The following is a 19,175-nucleotide window of genomic DNA, read 5'->3' on the forward strand; positions in this document are numbered from 1 at the left end:
CTCTTTATGATTAGAAATTACAGCAAATGTAAGTGCCCATGTGGAACGCGAGACTCATTGAAATGATCTAACTCAAATTGCTCATGAAAATACTGTAGATTATCTTCAGATGTTTCACAAAGTTTTTTGATTTCATCCATGGATTCACAATCTTCCACGAGTACTCCAAAGTCCCGATCACATGTGTAATTGTAAACTACTGCAGAAGGGTGTTTTACAATACCCATTTCGCGAGCAATTTGTTGGTCTGTTTGAAAGGATTCTTTGACAAAATCAGACTGGCGATCAGCTTTAAACATATCTAAATCCCCACCAGCTTCCACTACTAGTTTTTCAGCTAACTCTAAAGAGTAGGGAAGATTGTCCACTGCGACAGCTTGTTGTAAGCCTAAAAGCAAATGGCGCCCTTTTTTCTTTCCTTGTAGTTGTGCTGCTTTATAGTCTAATGCTGCTGAATAAACATCTTCAAACAATTGATTGCGCCGTTCAATATCATGTGATGGAATATCGAACAACTTTATAAGGTGATTTACGGTCCGCATATTAACTAGCGGAATGAAACGAAATTGAATTTTTTTATTTTCAGTTTCAACCAATTTCAAAATATCCTTTTCTACGTTGAGACAAATGCCCCCCAAAGGATTAACGAACAGATAGATTTCAATCATTCATACTTCCTCCAATTTGACTCTTTTGCGACTAGACATCATTTCTCAACTAAGTGTCCCTAATTTATCAGAAAATCTGGGAAAAATGAAATGATATGTTTTTCCTATAATAACTTCTTAATCTTTCTCTTTTGAGCTCATCATCATTCGTTGAATCTTATTCGGTGACGGAGATTCTTTGATATTCAAAGTATTCAATAAGGAAAGAAAATCTGCCTTTCCGTTATACGGATCGTCTACCTCTAATTCCAACTCAAAATCATGCTGCTCATTGTACCAACTTTCATCTAGTGCGAGTAAACCTTGGGGAAGTTTTATTTCTGCTCGTTTAGTTGTTAAGCTGCCGATTAAACGCAAATCATTTTTATTGATTCCTAAAGTAGTTAATCTGTTGTACACATTTCCAGAATTTGGAAGTGTAGCAGATGCAACAATATGCTGTGCTTCGTCAATAGAAATAGTATCGTTGATTTCCAGCAAACCGACTTCTTCAGGAATTTTCAAAGTGATTTCTGCATTATTTGATAGTGTACGAACTCTTAAACCGATATGTTTTTCTTTTAATTGAAAATCGGCTGAATCAAAATAATAATTGGTTTGTGTAAAAAATTGTTTTTCTTTTAGTTGAAAGTAGTCAACTGTTCGTGAAAACTCTTCGATAGACAATAAGGTTTTAAATTCTATTTCTAAATTCTCGCTCACTCGTTTTTGACCCACTTTCTTTAATTTAATTCAATTTTTGCATACTTTACCCATTTACGTCAAGAAAAGTGAACTAGAAGTTAAAAAATTCGCCATTGTTGAAAAAAAGCATACAATTTCTCAAATTGCCCTATTTTTACCGGCTCTATGGTAAAATAAGCTGTGAATCAAATTCAAAGAAATAGAGGGATGAGGATGGAGAAAGAGTGGGAGCTTTTTCTGGCACCGTATGAACAGGCTGTTGGAGAAATGAAAGTTAAGCTGCGCGGTATTCGCAAGCAGTTTCGAGAACAAAATAAACATACACCTATTGAGTTTGTAACGGGGCGAGTAAAGCCTGTAGATAGTATTCTAACAAAAGCCGCATTGCGTAATATCCCTATCGATCGTTTAGAAGAAGAAATGCAGGATATTGCAGGGCTTCGGATCATGTGTCAATTTGTTGAAGACATTCGGCAAGTTGTGGATATCATCCGTAATCGAAAAGATTTGCAAATCATTCAAGAACGAGATTATATTTCAAATAAAAAAGAGAGTGGTTATCGTTCGTACCACTTAGTGATCGAATACCCTGTTCAGTTGATTACAGGTGAAAAAAAGATTTTGGCGGAAATTCAAATACGTACCTTAGCAATGAATTTTTGGGCAACGATCGAACATTCATTGAACTATAAATATCAAGGTGCTTTTCCAGAAGAGATGAAAGAACGGTTACAACGAGCAGCAGAAGCAGCGTATCAATTAGATGAAGAGATGTCCACGATCCGTGAAGAAATACAAGAAGCGCAGCATCTGTTCTCACATGGACGAGGAAAATCAAAAGATAATTACTATCAAAAATACAACGATACTAAAGAGAACTTAGACAAAAAATAGGAGGGGTAAGATGAAAGTAGCAATTGTTCATAATCATGAACACAAATCGAATGAAGTCACCCGCCATTTACTCCTGCTTTTGAAAAAAAATAAGATTGAGATCGATGACCACCAACCAGACCTCGTAATTTCAGTGGGGGGAGATGGTACACTATTATCAGCGTTTCATCGTTTTAGTCATCGACTGGATGAAGTTAGTTTTTTAGGTGTTCACACAGGCCATCTAGGATTTTATACGGATTGGCGAGACTATGAATTGGAGGAGTTAGTTCAAAGTCTGTTAGTTCATCAAGAAAAAAGTATTAGTTATCCACTTCTTGATGTAAAAATCAGTTTTCATGGGAATAAACCCGATAAGCATTTTTTAGCATTGAATGAATCGACAATTAAGCGTGCAAACCGTACCATGGTTGCAGATGTTTTTATTAAAGATGAATTATTTGAACGTTTTCGTGGAGATGGGTTATCTGTCTCAACACCAACTGGCTCAACGGCTTACAATAAAAGTATTGGTGGAGCAGTATTGCACCCTAGTATCAATGCATTTCAACTTGCAGAAATTGCTTCATTGAATAATCGAGTTTTTAGAACATTGGGATCACCGATCGTGATTGCTCATACAGAATGGGTTGAAATCAAATTACAGGAAAGTAATGATTATTTAATTACAGTAGATCAACTTGATATTTATCAAGATGATATCAAGTCAATTTATTATCGGATTGCAGATGAGCGTATTCATTTTGCCTCGTATCGGCATATGCATTTTTGGCATCGCGTTAAAGATGCCTTTATTAGTGAGGATTAATAAGTTAATGGAATTTAATTGGACGGTAGAAAAAAAAGAACCGCAGCAAGTAAAATATTTTTTAAAAGAGCAGGGGATCTCTAAAGGTCTTCTGGCTAAAATCAAGTTTCAAGGTGGAAAAATCGAAGTCAATCAAACCGTTGAAAATGTATTATTCAAGTTATCTTTTGGTGATCAGGTAAAAATCACGATTCCTGATGAAAAAGAGCACGAGACATTACTTGTTGATGATGTGCCGATTGATATCGTGTTTGAAGATGAGCATTATTTAGTGGTTGATAAACCAGCGGGTGTTGCATCGATTCCAGCCCAATATCACCCTAATGGCACTATGGCTAATCGGGTGAAGGCTTATTTTAAAGCGCAACACTATAAAAATCAGGTGATTCACGTGGTGACTCGATTAGATAGAGATACTACCGGTTTGATGTTATTTGCTAAACATGGTTTTGCTCATGCTATGCTAGATCAGGAATTACGTAAAAAAGAGGTCGTCAAAATTTATCAGGCTTTGGTTGGAGGAAGTGTTTCTGAATTAAAAGAGCACGCCCTTATTCAATTGCCGATCGGTAGAGATTTTTCTTCTATATTAAAACGAACAATTTTAGAAACGGGACAACATGCAGAAACAGAGTATTGGCTGACAAAACGCAACAATGATGAAGCACTAGTAAATATTCAACTACATACAGGAAGAACCCATCAAATTAGAGTTCATTTTGAAGCGATTGGGTGTCCTTTGTTGGGCGATGACATGTATGGTGGTAAAATGAATAGTGGCATAAATCGGCAAGCTCTACATTGCTGTCAGTTGCGTTTTGTTCATCCGTTTACAAAAAAACGGTTAGAGTTAACTTCTCCTTTAGCAGAAGATATGAAAAAAATTGTAGATCAACTATAAATTGAAAGGGGAGGTTAAGGTGAATGAAGGACAAGAAATGGAAGAACATTTCTCTTTGTTGTTAGAAAAACTAAAAGAACAGCAGATGGCTGAATTTCGTGAGTTATTTTTAACACTTCATATTTATGAGCAAGGCCAATTTTACCAATCAATAGATGAAGTAGATAGAAAGCAAATATATAGTTATTTGTCTCCTAAAGAATTAGCGGATATGTTCGATGTGATTGAAGAAGACAATGAAAATATGAAAGATTATATTGCAGAGATGCGTCCGAGCTATGCAGCTGAAATGTTGTCAGAGATGTATACAGATAACGCGGTCGACTTGTTGAATATGTTGGATAAAAGTCAAAAAGCGAAATACTTAAGCTTAATGAGTACCGAAGATGCTGGGGAAATCAAAGAATTGCTGCATTATGAAGATGATACAGCAGGCTCGATCATGACGACAGAATTTGTCTCCATTGTTGCGAATCAAACTGTTCGTTCTGCAATGTATGTACTGAAAAATCAGGCAGATGTAGCTGAAACAATTTATTACGTCTATGTGGTAGATCAAGAAAACCATTTAGTAGGGGTTATTTCTTTGCGCGATTTGATCGTAAATGATGATGATACAATGATTGCAGATGTACTAAGTGAACGGGTCATTTCGGTTCATGTGGGTGATGATCAAGAAGATGTTGCTCAAACGATTCGAGATTACGATTTCCTTGCCTTACCAGTTACGGATTATGATGATCATCTGTTGGGAATTGTCACAGTTGATGATATCATCGACGTTATCGATGATGAAGCGGCCAGTGATTACTCTGGTTTGGCTGGGGTCAATGTTGAAGAAGTCAGTGAAAATCCCATCAAAGCAGCATCAAAACGTTTGCCTTGGTTGATTACATTATTATTTTTAGGAATGTCTACAGCTACCTTAATCAGCCATTATGAAGAGTTAGTTAGTGAAGCAAGTATTTTAGCTGTATTTATTTCATTGATCACAGGGACGGCTGGAAATGCGGGTACGCAATCATTGGCGGTCGCGGTCAGAAGACTAGCTGTGGCAGATGAAAAAGATAATAATTTTGGACGTTTGATCATTAGTGAAGTATTGACGGGTCTTGTAACAGGTGCGGTAACAGGAGTAGCAATTTTTATTGTTGTTGGGATTTGGCAACATAATTTCCCTCTTGGATTTGTGATTGGCATGGCGATGCTTTGTGCAATTACAGTAGCAAACTTGGCTGGAAGTTTGATACCAATGTTGATGGATAAACTAGGTTTCGATCCTGCAGTTGCTAGTGGACCTTTTATCACTACCTTAAGTGATTTAACCAGTGTGTTGATTTATTTTAATATTGCTAGTTTGTTTATGCAGTATTTTGTATAACGACAAAGAGGTACTCCAATCGCAAGATCGGGTACCTCTTTTATTTGAGTCAAAAAAAGGAAATAATCAGACCAAATCACTTCAAGTTTGATTATTTCCTTAAATTGTAATTATCCTAGGATTTTTGTCCCATGAACTTCGCTGACCTGTAAAGCATCAATTACTGCTTCAACATTTTTATCAGAAATACCGCCGCCAGGTAAAATAATAATTCGATTATCAGCATACTCGATCAATTTTTTTAGATGATCAAAATTATCCTCGATTGCCGTTCCAGAAGGCCCACCATGTGTTAAAATCCGATGAACATCATGTTCTGCTAGCCAATCGATCGCTTTAAATTGATTTTCTTTATTCAATACATCAAATGCCATATGGAAAGTTATCTGTAGTCCTTCAGCGGTCTCAATCAATAACTCTAATGCCTCTTCATCTAACCAGCCGTCTCTTGTGAGGCAACCTAGAACAACACCGTCAGTTCCAATTTTTTTAGCTTCGATCAAGTCTGTATGCATGATTTTGAGTTCAATATCATTATAGATAAAATCGCCACCTCGAGGTCTGATGATCGTCATAACAGGAATCGATTTTTCACCAGCATAGGAAATAACTTCTTCAATAACGCCTGTACTAGGGGTCGTACCGCCAACAGCTAAGTTATCGCATAATTCGATACGCCCAGCACCATTTCTTATGGCAGTTGGAATATCTGTGAAATTTTCAGCGCAAAATTCTTTGATCATTCGTTTCACTCCTTGTTTTTTCTTCACAGGCATTGTACCACAATTCTAGCTGTTGCCAAAGTCTTCTTCTCGTTGTAAGATAAATAGCGACAGTTTTACTGTTCGATTCAGAATTTATAGTGAATAGGAAGTAACGTTATGTTGAAAAAAATTGATTCAGCGCGTAAATTTTTAGAAACACATCAAAAACAATTTCATTGTCCAGTATGTAAAAAGCCATTTAAGTTAAATGGTTATAGCTTGATTTGTGCAGAGAACCATCAATTTGATTTATCGAAAAAGGGAACTATCTACTTTCTTTCTCATAGCATTCAAACGGAATACAATAAAAAGATGTTAGCTCATAGAGGTAGAATGATTAAAAGCGGCATGTACCAGCCACTATTAGAAAAAATTGCGGATAGGATGAATTTGTCGGGAAATACATTGGATGTTGGCTGTGGTGAAGGTAGTTTTTTATCCGAGCTTTCCAATTTAGGTCTGACTGGTTCAAAAGTTGGATTTGATATTTCAAAAGAGGGCATTTATTTAGCTAGTAATCAGCCAATCGATGCTTTTTGGTGCGTAGCTGATTTGACGAATTTACCATTCGCTGATCAGTCAATGGATACAATTTTGAATATTTTTTCTCCGTCTCATTACCAAGAATTTCAACGTGTATTGAAAAAAGAGGGGACTGTGATAAAGGTAATTCCAGAAGTAAACTATTTAAAAGAGTTGAGAGTTGCGTTTTATCCAGATGATGAAATCAAACAAACCTACTCAAATGAAAAAGTATTAGCAAAGTTTTCAGAGGAAATGGACGTTTTGAATGATGACCGAGTAACATTTACTTTTTCCATACCTGAGCAAAATCGACTGGATCTATTGGAGATGTCTCCATTAGAATGGGGTGTTTCTGAGCAAATAAAAGAAGAAATTCAAAGAAATCCATTATCAAAAATCACAATTGACGTTCGTGTGTTAAAAGGAAAAGTAAAATAGCGCTTACATTCAGTTGATTTACTAAAAGGTATTGCAAAGCTACTGTAATGGTGTTATATTACATACAAGTTGTTTTTTCATTGGTTTTTATCAGGTTCCTGTTCTGATAAAAGTTAGTGAAAAGAGCTTCACTAACGTAGCGACTCGCAGTGATTGACACCGAGGCGATACGTTTTTTTTATGTCGATTTTTGTGAATAAAAAATAAATTATGTGTCATTTAAATGAAAGGAAATTGCAATCATGACAAATCATATTGTATTATTTGAACCTCAAATTCCAGCGAATACAGGGAATATTGCTCGGACTTGTGCCGCTACAAACTCTCCCTTACATCTCATAGAGCCGTTAGGTTTCCAAACGGATGACAAACACTTGAAACGAGCAGGATTAGATTATTGGAATGATGTTAATATCATGTATCATAAGGATTTGGCTGCTTTTTTGACTTATTTAGGTGAAAAGCCTCTACATTTAATCACCAAATTCGCCAATCAAACATATAGTGAAATAGATTATACGGATAATGAAGACCATTATTTTATGTTTGGTAAGGAAACAACAGGGTTACCAGAAGAGTTTATGCGCAACAACGAAGAAAAATGTCTACGGATTCCAATGAATGATGAGCATGTCCGTTCATTGAACCTGTCTAATACTGTTGCATTGGTAGTTTATGAAGCGTTACGGCAACAAAATTTTCCAGCATTGGAATTGCAGCATCATTATGAGCATGACAAATTAGACTGAAACTAAAAAAACTGCTACCTAATTTTAGGTAACAGTTTTTTTTATTGAAATGGGCCAAGGCAGCCCTATTACTCGTGCAATTCCAAGGGCAAGCCATCTGGGTCAAAGAAAAAAGTCATTTTTTCCCCTGTGAACGTATCTTTTCGAATGGGTTCACAGTCAATATCTTTAGCTTGTAAAAAAGTGATGACTTCTTCGATATTTTCAACTTTAAACGCTAAATGACGGAGACCTAGCGCTTCAGGATAAGATGGGCGTTTTGGTGCATCGGGAGAAATAAAAATTTCTAATTCGTAGTTTCCTAATGACAAATCAAGTTTGACATCATTTTTATCTTGTCTATGGTTTTCTCTGATAATAGTAAACCCAAGTTTTTCCACATAGAATTCTTTTGTTTTATGATAATCGGAACAGTTGATAGCAATATGATGGATCTGATTGAAAAACAAAATTAAACCTCCTAAATTAAAAGCGAAACGGACTAGTTTCTTCCTGCGCATTCATATGTATTTTTATCTTTTTCATTATAACCCATTATTTTTTTGAAACACAATCAGGTTGTTTGAATTTTTATAAAACTCAGAGTTCAATGGAATTTTGCCAGCGAAAATGATACACTAGATAAGATAAATAAGTGAAAATCAAGTTGTAGAAATTCAATTAATAAGGATCAAGGGAGCAAGAACATGAAATTATATTTTACTCGCCATGGAAAAACAGAATGGAATCAGGAACTTAGGTTTCAAGGGATGAGTGGAGATTCACCATTGCTTCCAACGAGTTATGAAGAAATAAAGTTATTGGGCCAAACAGTCAAAGATGTCCCTTTTAAAAAAATATTTTCAAGTACCTCACCACGTGCTAGAAAAACAGCAGAAGGTATCAATGAAGAGCTAGAACAACCAGTAGAAATCATTTTTACTGATGACCTAAAAGAACTAGGGCTGGGAAAATTAGAAGGTCAGTCTATCCACGAAATGAGAAAAATTTACAGTGAAGAGATGGATCATATGCGCTACCGTTTAGATCGATACAATCCGGAAGTGTTTCAAGGCGAACCGATCGAACAAGCAATTTCACGTATTTCTTCTGTTGTGAAACAGGCGGTTGATAAAGGGGACGGACCTTATTTATTTGTTGGTCATGGTGCATCCTTGACTGCGGCGATTCAGTCTCTTTCGGGGAAAGGATTAGCTGATCTGCGCAGTATGGGTGGACTTAAGAACAATAGTTTATCGATCTTGGAAACAACAGAAACAGAAAATGAACAAGGGTATACATTGAAATTATGGAATGATGATTCTTTCTTATCATAGATAATAGTGGGGATAAAGCGAGGTGAAAGCGATGGATACATTGTTTGGCGAAGAGGAAAAAGAATATGTGGTTGGACAAGTTCAGGCGATCTTTTTTCAAAACCCTAGCAATTTTTACAAGGTTTTGTTGGTGAAAATCACAGATACAAATACAGATTATTTAGAAAAAGAAATCGTAACGACTGGTAGTTTCGGTCAAATTCAAGAAGAAGAAATTTATCGCTTTTTTGGACATTTCGTGGATCATCCTCGTTATGGTAAACAATTTCAAGTAGATAGTTACCAACAAGAGCGCCCAACATCTGCCAATGGTGTGGTAAATTATCTTTCTAGTGAGAAGTTTCCGGGGATCGGTAAACGAACAGCTGAAAAAATCGTAGAAATCTTGGGAGAAGATGCCATTGATCGAATTATAGCGACTCCTGATGTTTTAGAAGAAGTTCCCCAGCTAAATGAAAAAAAACGTCAAACTATCATTGAAACGATCCGCTTAAATCATGGGATGGAACAAGTGATCGTTGGATTAAACCGTTATGGGTTCGGTAGTCAACTGTCATTTGCGATTTATCAAACTTATAAAGAAGAAACATTAGATATTATTCACGAGAATCCTTACCAGCTAGTAGAAGATATTGAAGGAATTGGTTTCAAGCGAGCAGATAATATTGCTGAGCAGCTAGGAATTGGTGCAGATTCAGATAAGAGAGTACGAGCAGCGATCACCCATGAAATCTTCCAACATTCAGTACGTTCTGGTAATACGTATGTTGAAGCGGAGATGTTACTTAGAGAGACGATCAGTACATTGGAATCTAGTCGCCCAGTTGAGATTTCACTGGATCAAGTAGCTGAGCAAATCATTCATTTGGTAGAAGAGGGGAAAATCCAACAAGAAGGTACAAAGCTTTTTGAAAATAGTTTGTATTTTTCAGAATGGGGAATTGGCACCTCCATCCAACGTTTACTTTCTAGAAAAAAAGAGATTAAGTACGATAAAAAAGACATAGAAAAAAATATACGTGGCATTGAAAAGCGTTTAGGAATTCTTTATGGAGATTCCCAACAAGCTGCAATTGAAGAAGCGATAAAAGCACCTCTATTTATTTTAACAGGTGGTCCAGGGACAGGGAAAACTACTGTAATCAATGGGATCGTGTCGTTGTTTGCGGAGTTGAATGGACTTTCTTTGGACGTGAAAGATTATACGCAAGAGATGTTTCCTATATTATTAGCGGCTCCGACTGGACGTGCGGCGAAGCGTATGAATGAAACAACCGGGTTACCAGCGAGTACCATCCATCGCTTATTAGGGTTGACTGGACGTGAAAAAAATCCAAGTATGACAGCGAAAGAGCTAGAAGGTGGACTGTTGATCGTTGATGAAATGTCAATGGTAGATACCTGGTTAGCAAATACGTTATTTAAGGCAATTCCAACAAATATGCAAGTGATTTTCGTTGGTGATAAGGATCAGCTTCCATCAGTTGGACCTGGTCAAGTATTACATGATCTTTTGCAAATCAATGAGATCCCCAAAAAAGAACTAACAGAAATCTATCGACAAGGCGATGGCTCAAGTATCATTCCCTTAGCTCATGAAATCAAACAAGGAAAACTTCCTCAAGATTTCACTGTGAATCAAAAAGACCGTTCCTTTTTCCCAAGTGATGTGTATCATATCGAGACATATGTCCGGCAAATCGTGACGAAGGCGAAAGCTAAAGGTTTTTCGCCTCAAGATATTCAACTTTTGGCACCGATGTATCGAGGTGCTGCTGGGATCGATGCATTAAACAAGATGATGCAGGAAATATTTAATCCCAATGATGGTACGAAAAAAGAAGTCAAATGGAATGAATCTGTTTATCGAATCGGTGATAAAGTGTTGCATTTAGTGAATACGCCAGAACTCAATGTCTTCAATGGAGACATGGGGGAAATAGTCGGAATTATCTTGGCTAAAGAGTCGGAAGACAAAGTCGATGAATTAGTGATTCAGTTTGATAACAATGAAGTCAGCTACAAGCGAAATGAATGGAATAAAATCACACTCTCTTATTGTTGCTCGATCCATAAAGCGCAAGGTAGTGAGTTTAAGATGGTGATATTGCCGATGGTTCATCAATATCATCGGATGCTGCAACGAAACTTGCTATACACAGCTGTGACTAGAAGTAAAGAGATACTGATACTATTGGGAGAAGTTCAGGCGTTCAATACTTGTGTTGCTCATGAATCAGCTAGTCGATTAACGATGTTAAAAGAACGAATCACAAGTGCAGATGACATGACTTTAACAACAAGGATGCAACTTGAAGCGTATGAAGAGGGATTGAATAAAGAATCACCTTTCAATGAGACAGAGGAAAAAAGACCGATCGTCTATGAAACAGTCAAAGAGGAACAGACTTCTACTGTAGAAGAAGTAACTGAACCACTACTCATTAAACCTAAAGTACAAGAAATATCATTGTTTAGTGAGTCTGTTCAAGAAATTGATGAACAAGTTGAGGCGGAAATAGATCGATTATTGACACCTGATTTGGTACAAAGACAAACAATCGATCCCATGATTGGAATGAATCAGACTACACCATACGACTTTATGAAGTAAAAGAAGAAAAAACGGAACAGCGATCTACTGCTTGTTTCGTTTTTTTCTTTTATCGAACTATTTCTTGCTTTAAGCTTTGTTCGACGTATATAATGAGAGGCAACACGGAAACGTGCTGACGACAAATGAAGGTCGTTTATTTTTCTGGAAAAGAGGGAAGGTCATGGAAAAGAAATCACAATCGGGAGAGGTTCAAACAGACACATTTTTGGCACAAATCGGAAATCATCAAAACCCAGTTACAGGATCGATCAATACGCCTATCTATTTTTCAACGACGTATGAACATCCGACACTAGGCGAGTCGACGGGCTATGATTATACGAGAACTAAAAATCCAACGAGAGAAGTCGTAGAATCAGCATTAGCAGTTTTGGAAAATGGTGCAGTTGGTTTGGCAACGAGTTCAGGAATGAGTGCTGTGCAATTAGTATTTAGTCAATTTCCTGTGGGGAGTCAAATTGTTGCATCTAGAGATTTATATGGAGGTAGCTATCGCTATTTTAAAGACTTAGAGAAACAAGGATTGTATCAGTTTATTTATGTCGATGATGAAGCAGGATTTGAAAAAGAAATCACGGAGAAAACAACAGCAGTGTTTATTGAAACACCAACAAATCCTTTAATGAGTGAAGTTTCGATTGAAAAGGTCGCTGTTTTTGCTAAAAAACATCATGCGCAGTTGGTCGTTGATAATACTTTCTACACACCACTACTTCAAAAACCATTAGAGTTAGGTGCGGATGTTGTGATTCATAGTGCAACCAAATATTTAGGCGGTCATAATGATTTGCTGGCAGGAGCTGTGATTGCACGCTCACAAGAAGTTGGCGAGCAATTGGCGTATAGTTTGAACACTACAGGAGCTGTTTTATCTCCTTTTGATAGCTGGTTATTGATTAGAGGAATGAAAACTCTAGCATTACGGATGGCAAGACATGAAGAAAATGCGCGGGCCGTTGTAGCGTATTTAAAAACCAGCACGTACGTTAAAGAAGTGATGTATCCAGGTCGTGGTGGAATGCTGAGTTTTAAAATAAAGAATCAAAAAATGATCAAAGACTTTTTACGAAATTTATCGATTTTTACTTTTGCAGAAAGTCTGGGTGGGGTTGAAAGCTTGATTACTTACCCAACGACACAAACACATGCGGATATTCCAAAGGCGTTAAGAGAGTCTTATGGATTAACACCAGATTTATTGAGAATTTCGACAGGAATTGAGGCTAGTGAGGATTTGATTGCAGATTTGAAACAGGCATTTGAATCGTTAAACTAAAAAAAGAGGAAAAAACAAAAATTGTTTTTTCCTCTTTTTTTGATACGCTCAAAACCAAAATAATCGAGTGACGGTCCCAAAACAGATATCCGTACTTCTTTTCCCTAAAATTTCACCATCAGCATGAACATATTGAGGAACCGTTGACACAATCCGAAGTTTACTGGATTGAAAATGATGAAAGTATTTTGAGTGCATATGTTTTTTTTGAATCAATAATAAAATCAGCCAGAAAATTTTAAACATATTGATCCTCTCCACTAAGACAAAATCCAGAACAGGTTTGCGTGGATCAGCAACAGGGGCGATTGGTACCCCGCCGCCAAAATAAGGATGCTTTGTTACGGTGCATAAAAACGCACGATCAAATTCAAGTTTTTTTCCATTGAGTTCAACTAAAATAGGAAATCCTTTTTGTGAGAATAATACCTTTAAAATAGAAAATATATAAGATAAAGAGCCCATGTTGAACTTATTTAGTGCACTTTTTGATGTAGATGCATTTGCTGCGTTGACGATAGCCGCATCTAGACCGATGCCAATATTGTTGACAGCAAAACCTACTTCATCTTGAATCGATTCGGCATACGTGATTATTTGTATTTCTTGTGGTGTCTCGGCTTTAAGCAATTGAAAAAAAGCTTTTTCAGCTTGTTTAGCGATTCCAACCCCACGGGCAAAATCATTACCTGAACCACATGGGATATACCCAAGCGGGATGTTAGGATCAAAGTTTTCTAAAGCATTGACTACGCTATGTAGAGTACCATCTCCGCCAAGAACGACTAAAAGTGGAAAAGAGTCAATTTCCAGCTCAGTGTTCCAAGGAATCAGCGTTTCTTGTGCTAGCTGTTGAACAATGGCAATTTCATGTCCAGCATGCTCTGTATAAAAAGTCGTGTAATCAATATTGGCTGTTTGCAATTGTTTGATGATCTTTTCAGCGGCTTTACGCCCAGTACCGCTACCAGCATTTTCATTGATGACGAGATAAAAATGTTTCTTCATTTGTTTCCTCCTTGTACAAAGTCCTATTATACCAGACATGGGAATAATTAAGAATAATGGATGCTTGAAAAATATAAATAAGAAAAGAATCCTGAAAGATATTGTGACTAATCATTGTGAAACGACCAATTATGAGATATAATGCCTACGTATCATTTTTTGAGGAAAATTGTTCCTCAACAAGGTTCATCAACCATCCCTTGTAAAAAAACTCGGAGAAAGAAGGGGAAACTATGCAAAATACTGTTACATCAAACAGTAAGGTAAAAGCAATTACTATGAATGGTATTGTGATGGCGTTATATCTTGGCTTAACTATTTTAGTAGCACCGGTTTCGTCAGGCCCAATCCAATTTAGAATTTCTGAAAGTTTGAATCATTTAGTTGTATTCAATCGTAAATTGATGTGGGGCGTTTTAGGTGGAGTCGTTGTCTATAATTTTTTCTTTGGCTTTGGAGCCATGGATGCATTATATGGCGGACTACAATCATTTATTTCATTAGGTTTAACAGCGCTACTACAAAAAAGAGTACCTAATGTCATCGCTCGTTTGGCGCTAAATACATTGTTTTTCACTGCTACAATGTGTATTATTGCCTACATGTTGGCACCCGCTGGCGGAGCAGCCTTTTGGGGGAATTACGCGACATTGGCACTCAGTGAATTTGCGACAATGGCTGTTGCGGCACCTGTGATGTATTGGATCAATAAAACAGTTCACTTTGAAAAACGACTTTGATCATTAAAGAGAAGTGATCAATAGTTATATTTTAAGAGGTTAGATCAAGACTCATAATAGTTTTGATGTAGCCTCTTAAAATTTTCTAACCAATTTCATGAAAAACTTTACTGTTCCTGTAGAATAAATTATGATAAGGTAATACAGAAGCGAAAATGTAGAGGAGTTTTTTTAGAATGTTTGAATTTAAAATTGGCGTTGATGCCAAAGAACACGATAAATTTGTTGAAAGCCACCCTTTATGCAACTTATTACAATCGTCTGCATGGGCAAAAGTAAAGGATAACTGGGGATCAGAAATCGTTGGTGTTTACGAAAATGGAATCTTAGTTGCTTCCAGCTTGGTATTGATCAGACCATTACCAATGAAATTTTCGATGCTCTACACGCCACGTGGTCCGATTATGGATTATACAAATTCAGAACTGGTTACCTTTTTTTTAAAAGAGCTAAAGCAGTTTGGCAAGAAAAAAAGAGCATTGTTTGTAAAAATGGACCCAACAGTTCATTATAAAAATTTCCATATAGGTGAAGAACAAATAATCAATGCTCAGGCTCAAACGATCATCGATAACATTGTTAAAAGTGGAGCTAAACATCAAGGCTTGACAATGGCGATGGATGCCACGATCCAACCACGTTTTCAAGCCAATATTTATAAAGAAGATTTTAGTGAAGAACAGCTATCAAAAAGCACTAAGAAAATGATGAAACAAGCGCACAAAAAAGGTGTCACTGTTAAAATGGGGCATACTGAATTAGTGGATGATTTTGCGAAAGTCATCGAATTGACGACTGAACGTCAAAATATCTCACTTCGAAATAGTGATTATTTTAAAAAATTATTAACGATTTATCCTGAGAATTCTTTTATCATGTTGGCGCAAGTGAACTTGAAAGAACGTTTTGAAGAGACCAAGCAACGCTTTGATAAAAACAAAGAAGATTTAGCCAACTTAAAAGAAAATCAAGTGAAAAAACGTCATAATTTAGAGGAGCTTGATTTTTCCCTTACACGAGAAATGAAGGAGCTTGAAGAAAATATCACGCATTCTGGTGATGTTGCAGTTGTAGCAGGAGCTTTAGCGATTACTTTTGGTTCAACAAGTGAAATTCTATATGCTGGACTTGATGATCGCTATAAACGTTATATGCCTGCTTATGTGACTTGGTTTGATGCCATCAACGAATGTTTTGAACGTGGCTGTACGTCATGTAATATGGGGGGATTAGAAGGCAGTTTAAGTGATGGCTTGATCAAATTTAAATCTAACTTCAATCCAACCGTGAATGAATTTATTGGTGAATTTGATTTACCAGTCAATGGTTTACTGTTTAAAGCAAGCGAATTTGCATATAAATTAAAAAAACAAAAGAAATAAGCTTTACGAAAATCACTAAATCCCAGTATAAGGATAAAAAACCAAGCAGCTCATTTTAATGAGTCGCTTGGTTTTTTTACTATTAAATTTTTTCCCAAACGGGTGAAGTTCCAGGCTGGTTCCCTTGTGTCCACCATTTAGCTTTAAATGTATTTCCTTGGAATGTTACGATGTTGCCACCAGTATATGCTTTTTTAGATTCCCATTCCATCGTCTTATTAGAAAGAGATTTCCACGCATCTGATTGATCAGGACGATTCCCTTGTGTCCACCATTTAGCTTCATATTCCGTCCCATTGTAGAATACTTTATTTCCAGCAGTGTACACTTTAGTGCTTTCCCAAGTAGAAAGTTGTGTTTCTGTTTCTTTTGTTTTTATTGTGATACTATCGCTTTTGAGCGACTCTTTGTTTTTACTATCAAAAGCTGAGATTTGATAGGTATAAGCAGTATTAGCTTGTAAACCAGTATCTTTAAATGAAGGGACTTTTACGGTACTGATTTTTACGCCATTGCGATAAATATTATAGCCGACAACACCAATTGAGCTATTTGAAGCAGTCCAAGTTAAGTCAAGTGAATTTTCTGAGATGTTACTAGAAATAATATTCACTGGTTTTGTCGGAGCAGGAGCTTCAACGATAGGGGCTGTTGGTGTTTTTACTTGCAAGTTTGCACTCTTTTCAGAAACTATACCTGCTGTATTGACTGAGGCAATTGTATAGTTATAAGTGGTGATCGGTTGTACCATTTTGTCTGTAAAGTCAGTTGCAGCCGTTCTAGCAATCTCTTCACCATCTCGATAAACAATGTATTCTTTAATTTGTGTGTTTCCTTGTTTTGAAACCCAATTGAATTTTACTAGATTATGTTTCAGATCTAGAACAGAAAGATTTGTCGGTGCAGCTGGTTTTTCTGGTTGGGTTGGATCGATTGGGCTGATTGGATTTTTCATCTCATCACGGTATTCCCAAATTTTATGCGTTAATTTTGGATATTTTTGGACTGCTTGTTTGGTTTCAGAAGTGATTGGTAACCCCCACATTTCAAAATAGGGAACTAAGTTTTTGTTAGCGATTTTTGAAGTTGATGTAATAAAATATTGTTGTTTTGCAGAATCGCTACCTAAGCTTTTCGCTTCTTCTCTGTACAATTTATGCAGTTGAGGATAAAAATTATCGCCAAAAGCTAGTTCTAGCTGCCAGAACATTCCTAATTTCACAAAAAGATCTTTGTTTTCATCGTAGTTTTTAGTTGGTTGCTTGAAATAAGCAAAGATTTTATCGTATACATTTTCACGTTCTAAACGACTTCTACCGCCAAATTGTTTTTCACTTCTCATACTGTAAATATTGACCGTTACTTCTGTTTGGTTTTTCCAAGTCATACGGTTCATTTGGTAGGTGTGTCCAAGTTCATGCATAGGACCCCAAAGTGTGTCGGTGCTAGCAGTCAAAAGCTTTTCCATACCAGAGTCTTTAGAATAAGCAGTATGGCTGAACCAAGCATACATATAATAACCTGATTCTTGGGTTTCACGCATATGTTGAATTAGTCCTCGGCTCCGTCTATGTAAAGATGAGCTGTTATCCAAGCCAGATGATTGATCATGAATTTTTACTACTTTATCATACGTTTCAACGATTCGTTGAGGACTTTTTACTTGGCTTAAAGTGGCTTTAGAGCCAGTCACTAAGGTATGTTTTCCTATTAATTCATATCCGGGGGCATTAGGATTCTGACGGACTTGATTTTGCCAATCAGCTTCAGTCGTTTTTCCTAGAATGAAACGAGGAAGTTTTACTCCACCGTCAACAGTTACCACCAATTTTTGTTGGGTTGTTGCATTTGTAATATTTTGTAGATGAATGATCCCTTCAGTCGAGTTGTTGATTGTATTTTTCCCTTTTTTCAAAGCAATTTTTTGCGGATTTCCTTCTTGATAACTGTTTAAAATAATTGGAGAAATCGTGTAAGTCGGCATAGCTGTTTGATCTGTCTTTTCGTCAACATAGATGGTGATACTATCTGTGCTTCTTTTGTAAACGCCACTTGATTGATTGTTGCTTGGGCCAAAAGTATTATCTAATTGATTCTTGCGATAAACGGCAGTATCTTCTGATTGTAAAAGTTCAGATTGGATACCAGCACGCTGCTCGCCATTTTTTTGTTCGATATTACCATTTGTTACATTACTTTCAGATACAGCATCAACTGTTGTTGTGTGTAAAATACCAGCAGCTGCCAATGCTAGCAGCGATGTCCCCATTGAAACGTAGAGCTTGTTCTTTTTCATTTTTGTGAACCTTCTTTCTTTTAATATAAAGTTAGTATAGATTAGTTTTTTCTCATTTTTTAGCCAAAAGTGGTCGGAAAAACGTACTTTCTGAACAGTTCAAAATCATTTTTGTGCTTTGAAATAGTTAATATAAGTAAAAAATATAGCTATAAGCCTTTTTGTTTTTGGGTTAGAAATTTTCTAGTCAAAAATAGTCGTAAAAAACCTTTTTTTGATTACGAGTTGTCAAATAACTTCGCTAGGTCTGTTTTAGGAATTAAATTTCAGGTAATATAGGTGGGATTATTCTATTTTTTATTTTATGTATAAAAAAACATTCTTTATTTGTTTTGAATTGAAAATATTGAAATTTTATTTCGTTTTTTATATAAAAATGTTGAAAAAAAAGTTCTTTAAATGTATGATGAGTTTGTCGATGAGAGACATATCCAATTATCGATGGTTTTGTTTATCAATCAAATAAGGCGGCGGAAAAAGAAAAAGTAGGAGGAGAAGATTTAGTGCAAGCAAGTTTGTGTAGATTCGTGTCGATTGTTTGGTTAGATGGTTTGAGTAAAAAAATAAATAGGTTTGTGCCATTATGTTGTTATTAAAGTATTGAATTGAGTGATTTTTTGTAAGGGCTTTTACAAATGAGTTGAATGTAAAATAGGAGATGAGAAGATTGAAAAAATTTACTGAGTTTATTGAAGAACATCTAGCAGGACCAATGGCAAAATTAGCAA

The 19,175-nt window shown here is 36.3% G+C and carries 17 protein-coding genes; 11 read left to right on the plus strand and 6 right to left on the minus strand.

Going from position 1 to position 19,175, the window contains the following annotated elements; genetic code table 11:
* Window positions 1-17: 17 nt before the first annotated feature.
* On the minus strand, window positions 18-668 hold the full coding sequence (locus A5821_RS17475; protein WP_086312221.1) for a DsbA family protein: 651 nt from the start codon (window positions 666-668) through the stop codon (window positions 18-20).
* A 117-nt stretch (window positions 669-785) separates the two neighbouring features.
* Window positions 786-1,370 carry a CYTH domain-containing protein gene (locus A5821_RS17480; RefSeq protein WP_086312222.1) on the minus strand — a complete coding sequence of 195 codons (585 nt, stop codon included), beginning with the start codon at window positions 1,368-1,370 and terminating at the stop codon, window positions 786-788.
* A 195-nt stretch (window positions 1,371-1,565) separates the two neighbouring features.
* On the opposite strand from A5821_RS17480, the gene A5821_RS17485 reads away from it, so the two are divergent.
* From A5821_RS17485 to mgtE, 4 genes are read left to right on the plus strand one after another with little or no spacing between them, the layout of a single operon-like run.
* Window positions 1,566-2,246, plus strand: coding sequence for a GTP pyrophosphokinase (locus A5821_RS17485; protein ID WP_086312223.1), 681 nt, complete (start codon window positions 1,566-1,568; stop codon window positions 2,244-2,246).
* Between the two features lie 10 nt (window positions 2,247-2,256).
* Window positions 2,257-3,054: an NAD kinase gene (locus A5821_RS17490; RefSeq protein WP_086312224.1), complete on the plus strand. Its 798-nt coding sequence runs from the start codon at window positions 2,257-2,259 to the stop codon at window positions 3,052-3,054.
* 7 nt (window positions 3,055-3,061) lie between these two features.
* A complete protein-coding gene (locus A5821_RS17495) occupies window positions 3,062-3,955 on the plus strand; it encodes an RluA family pseudouridine synthase (protein ID WP_086312225.1) in 894 nt (297 codons plus the stop codon).
* 19 nt (window positions 3,956-3,974) lie between these two features.
* The gene (gene mgtE, locus A5821_RS17500) at window positions 3,975-5,336 is read left to right on the plus strand and encodes a magnesium transporter (protein WP_086312226.1); all 1,362 of its coding nucleotides are present in this window, start codon (window positions 3,975-3,977) and stop codon (window positions 5,334-5,336) included.
* Window positions 5,337-5,446: 110 nt separating this feature from the next.
* On the opposite strand, the gene A5821_RS17505 is transcribed toward mgtE, so the two are convergent.
* The gene (locus A5821_RS17505; protein ID WP_086312227.1) at window positions 5,447-6,079 is read right to left on the minus strand and encodes a copper homeostasis protein CutC; all 633 of its coding nucleotides are present in this window, start codon (window positions 6,077-6,079) and stop codon (window positions 5,447-5,449) included.
* A 138-nt stretch (window positions 6,080-6,217) separates the two neighbouring features.
* Here A5821_RS17505 and A5821_RS17510 point away from each other — a divergent pair, with 138 nt between their 5' ends.
* Together A5821_RS17510 and trmL are read left to right on the plus strand one after the other, a co-directional pair.
* A complete protein-coding gene (locus A5821_RS17510; protein ID WP_086312228.1) occupies window positions 6,218-7,063 on the plus strand; it encodes a methyltransferase domain-containing protein in 846 nt (281 codons plus the stop codon).
* 242 nt (window positions 7,064-7,305) lie between these two features.
* Window positions 7,306-7,812, plus strand: coding sequence for a tRNA (uridine(34)/cytosine(34)/5-carboxymethylaminomethyluridine(34)-2'-O)-methyltransferase TrmL (gene trmL, locus A5821_RS17515; protein WP_086312229.1), 507 nt, complete (start codon window positions 7,306-7,308; stop codon window positions 7,810-7,812).
* A 68-nt stretch (window positions 7,813-7,880) separates the two neighbouring features.
* Here the strand turns inward: trmL and A5821_RS17520 are convergent, their stop codons facing one another.
* Window positions 7,881-8,261, minus strand: coding sequence for a VOC family protein (locus tag A5821_RS17520; RefSeq protein ID WP_086312230.1), 381 nt, complete (start codon window positions 8,259-8,261; stop codon window positions 7,881-7,883).
* A 237-nt stretch (window positions 8,262-8,498) separates the two neighbouring features.
* Here A5821_RS17520 and A5821_RS17525 point away from each other — a divergent pair, with 237 nt between their 5' ends.
* From A5821_RS17525 to A5821_RS17535, 3 genes are all read left to right on the plus strand, one after another.
* On the plus strand, window positions 8,499-9,128 hold the full coding sequence (locus tag A5821_RS17525; RefSeq protein WP_086312231.1) for a histidine phosphatase family protein: 630 nt from the start codon (window positions 8,499-8,501) through the stop codon (window positions 9,126-9,128).
* Between the two features lie 31 nt (window positions 9,129-9,159).
* Window positions 9,160-11,742, plus strand: a complete 2,583-nt coding sequence (locus tag A5821_RS17530; protein ID WP_086314274.1) for an ATP-dependent RecD-like DNA helicase — start codon at window positions 9,160-9,162, stop codon at window positions 11,740-11,742.
* Between the two features lie 163 nt (window positions 11,743-11,905).
* Complete coding sequence (locus A5821_RS17535; RefSeq protein WP_086312232.1) at window positions 11,906-13,021, plus strand: PLP-dependent transferase; 1,116 nt, start codon at window positions 11,906-11,908, stop codon at window positions 13,019-13,021.
* Window positions 13,022-13,069: 48 nt separating this feature from the next.
* Here the strand turns inward: A5821_RS17535 and A5821_RS17540 are convergent, their stop codons facing one another.
* Window positions 13,070-14,029 carry a diacylglycerol/lipid kinase family protein gene (locus tag A5821_RS17540; protein WP_086312233.1) on the minus strand — a complete coding sequence of 320 codons (960 nt, stop codon included), beginning with the start codon at window positions 14,027-14,029 and terminating at the stop codon, window positions 13,070-13,072.
* Between the two features lie 233 nt (window positions 14,030-14,262).
* On the opposite strand from A5821_RS17540, the gene A5821_RS17545 reads away from it, so the two are divergent.
* Complete coding sequence (locus tag A5821_RS17545; RefSeq protein ID WP_086312234.1) at window positions 14,263-14,769, plus strand: QueT transporter family protein; 507 nt, start codon at window positions 14,263-14,265, stop codon at window positions 14,767-14,769.
* A 176-nt stretch (window positions 14,770-14,945) separates the two neighbouring features.
* Entirely contained in the window at window positions 14,946-16,151 is a 1,206-nt protein-coding gene (locus A5821_RS17550) for an aminoacyltransferase (protein WP_086312235.1), read from the plus strand.
* Between the two features lie 82 nt (window positions 16,152-16,233).
* Here the strand turns inward: A5821_RS17550 and A5821_RS17555 are convergent, their stop codons facing one another.
* Window positions 16,234-18,447: a M60 family metallopeptidase gene (locus A5821_RS17555; protein ID WP_086312236.1), complete on the minus strand. Its 2,214-nt coding sequence runs from the start codon at window positions 18,445-18,447 to the stop codon at window positions 16,234-16,236.
* Window positions 18,448-19,175 lie beyond the last annotated feature (728 nt).

The organism is Enterococcus sp. 7F3_DIV0205, from assembly GCF_002141365.2.
Classification (GTDB): domain Bacteria; phylum Bacillota; class Bacilli; order Lactobacillales; family Enterococcaceae; genus Enterococcus_L; species Enterococcus_L palustris.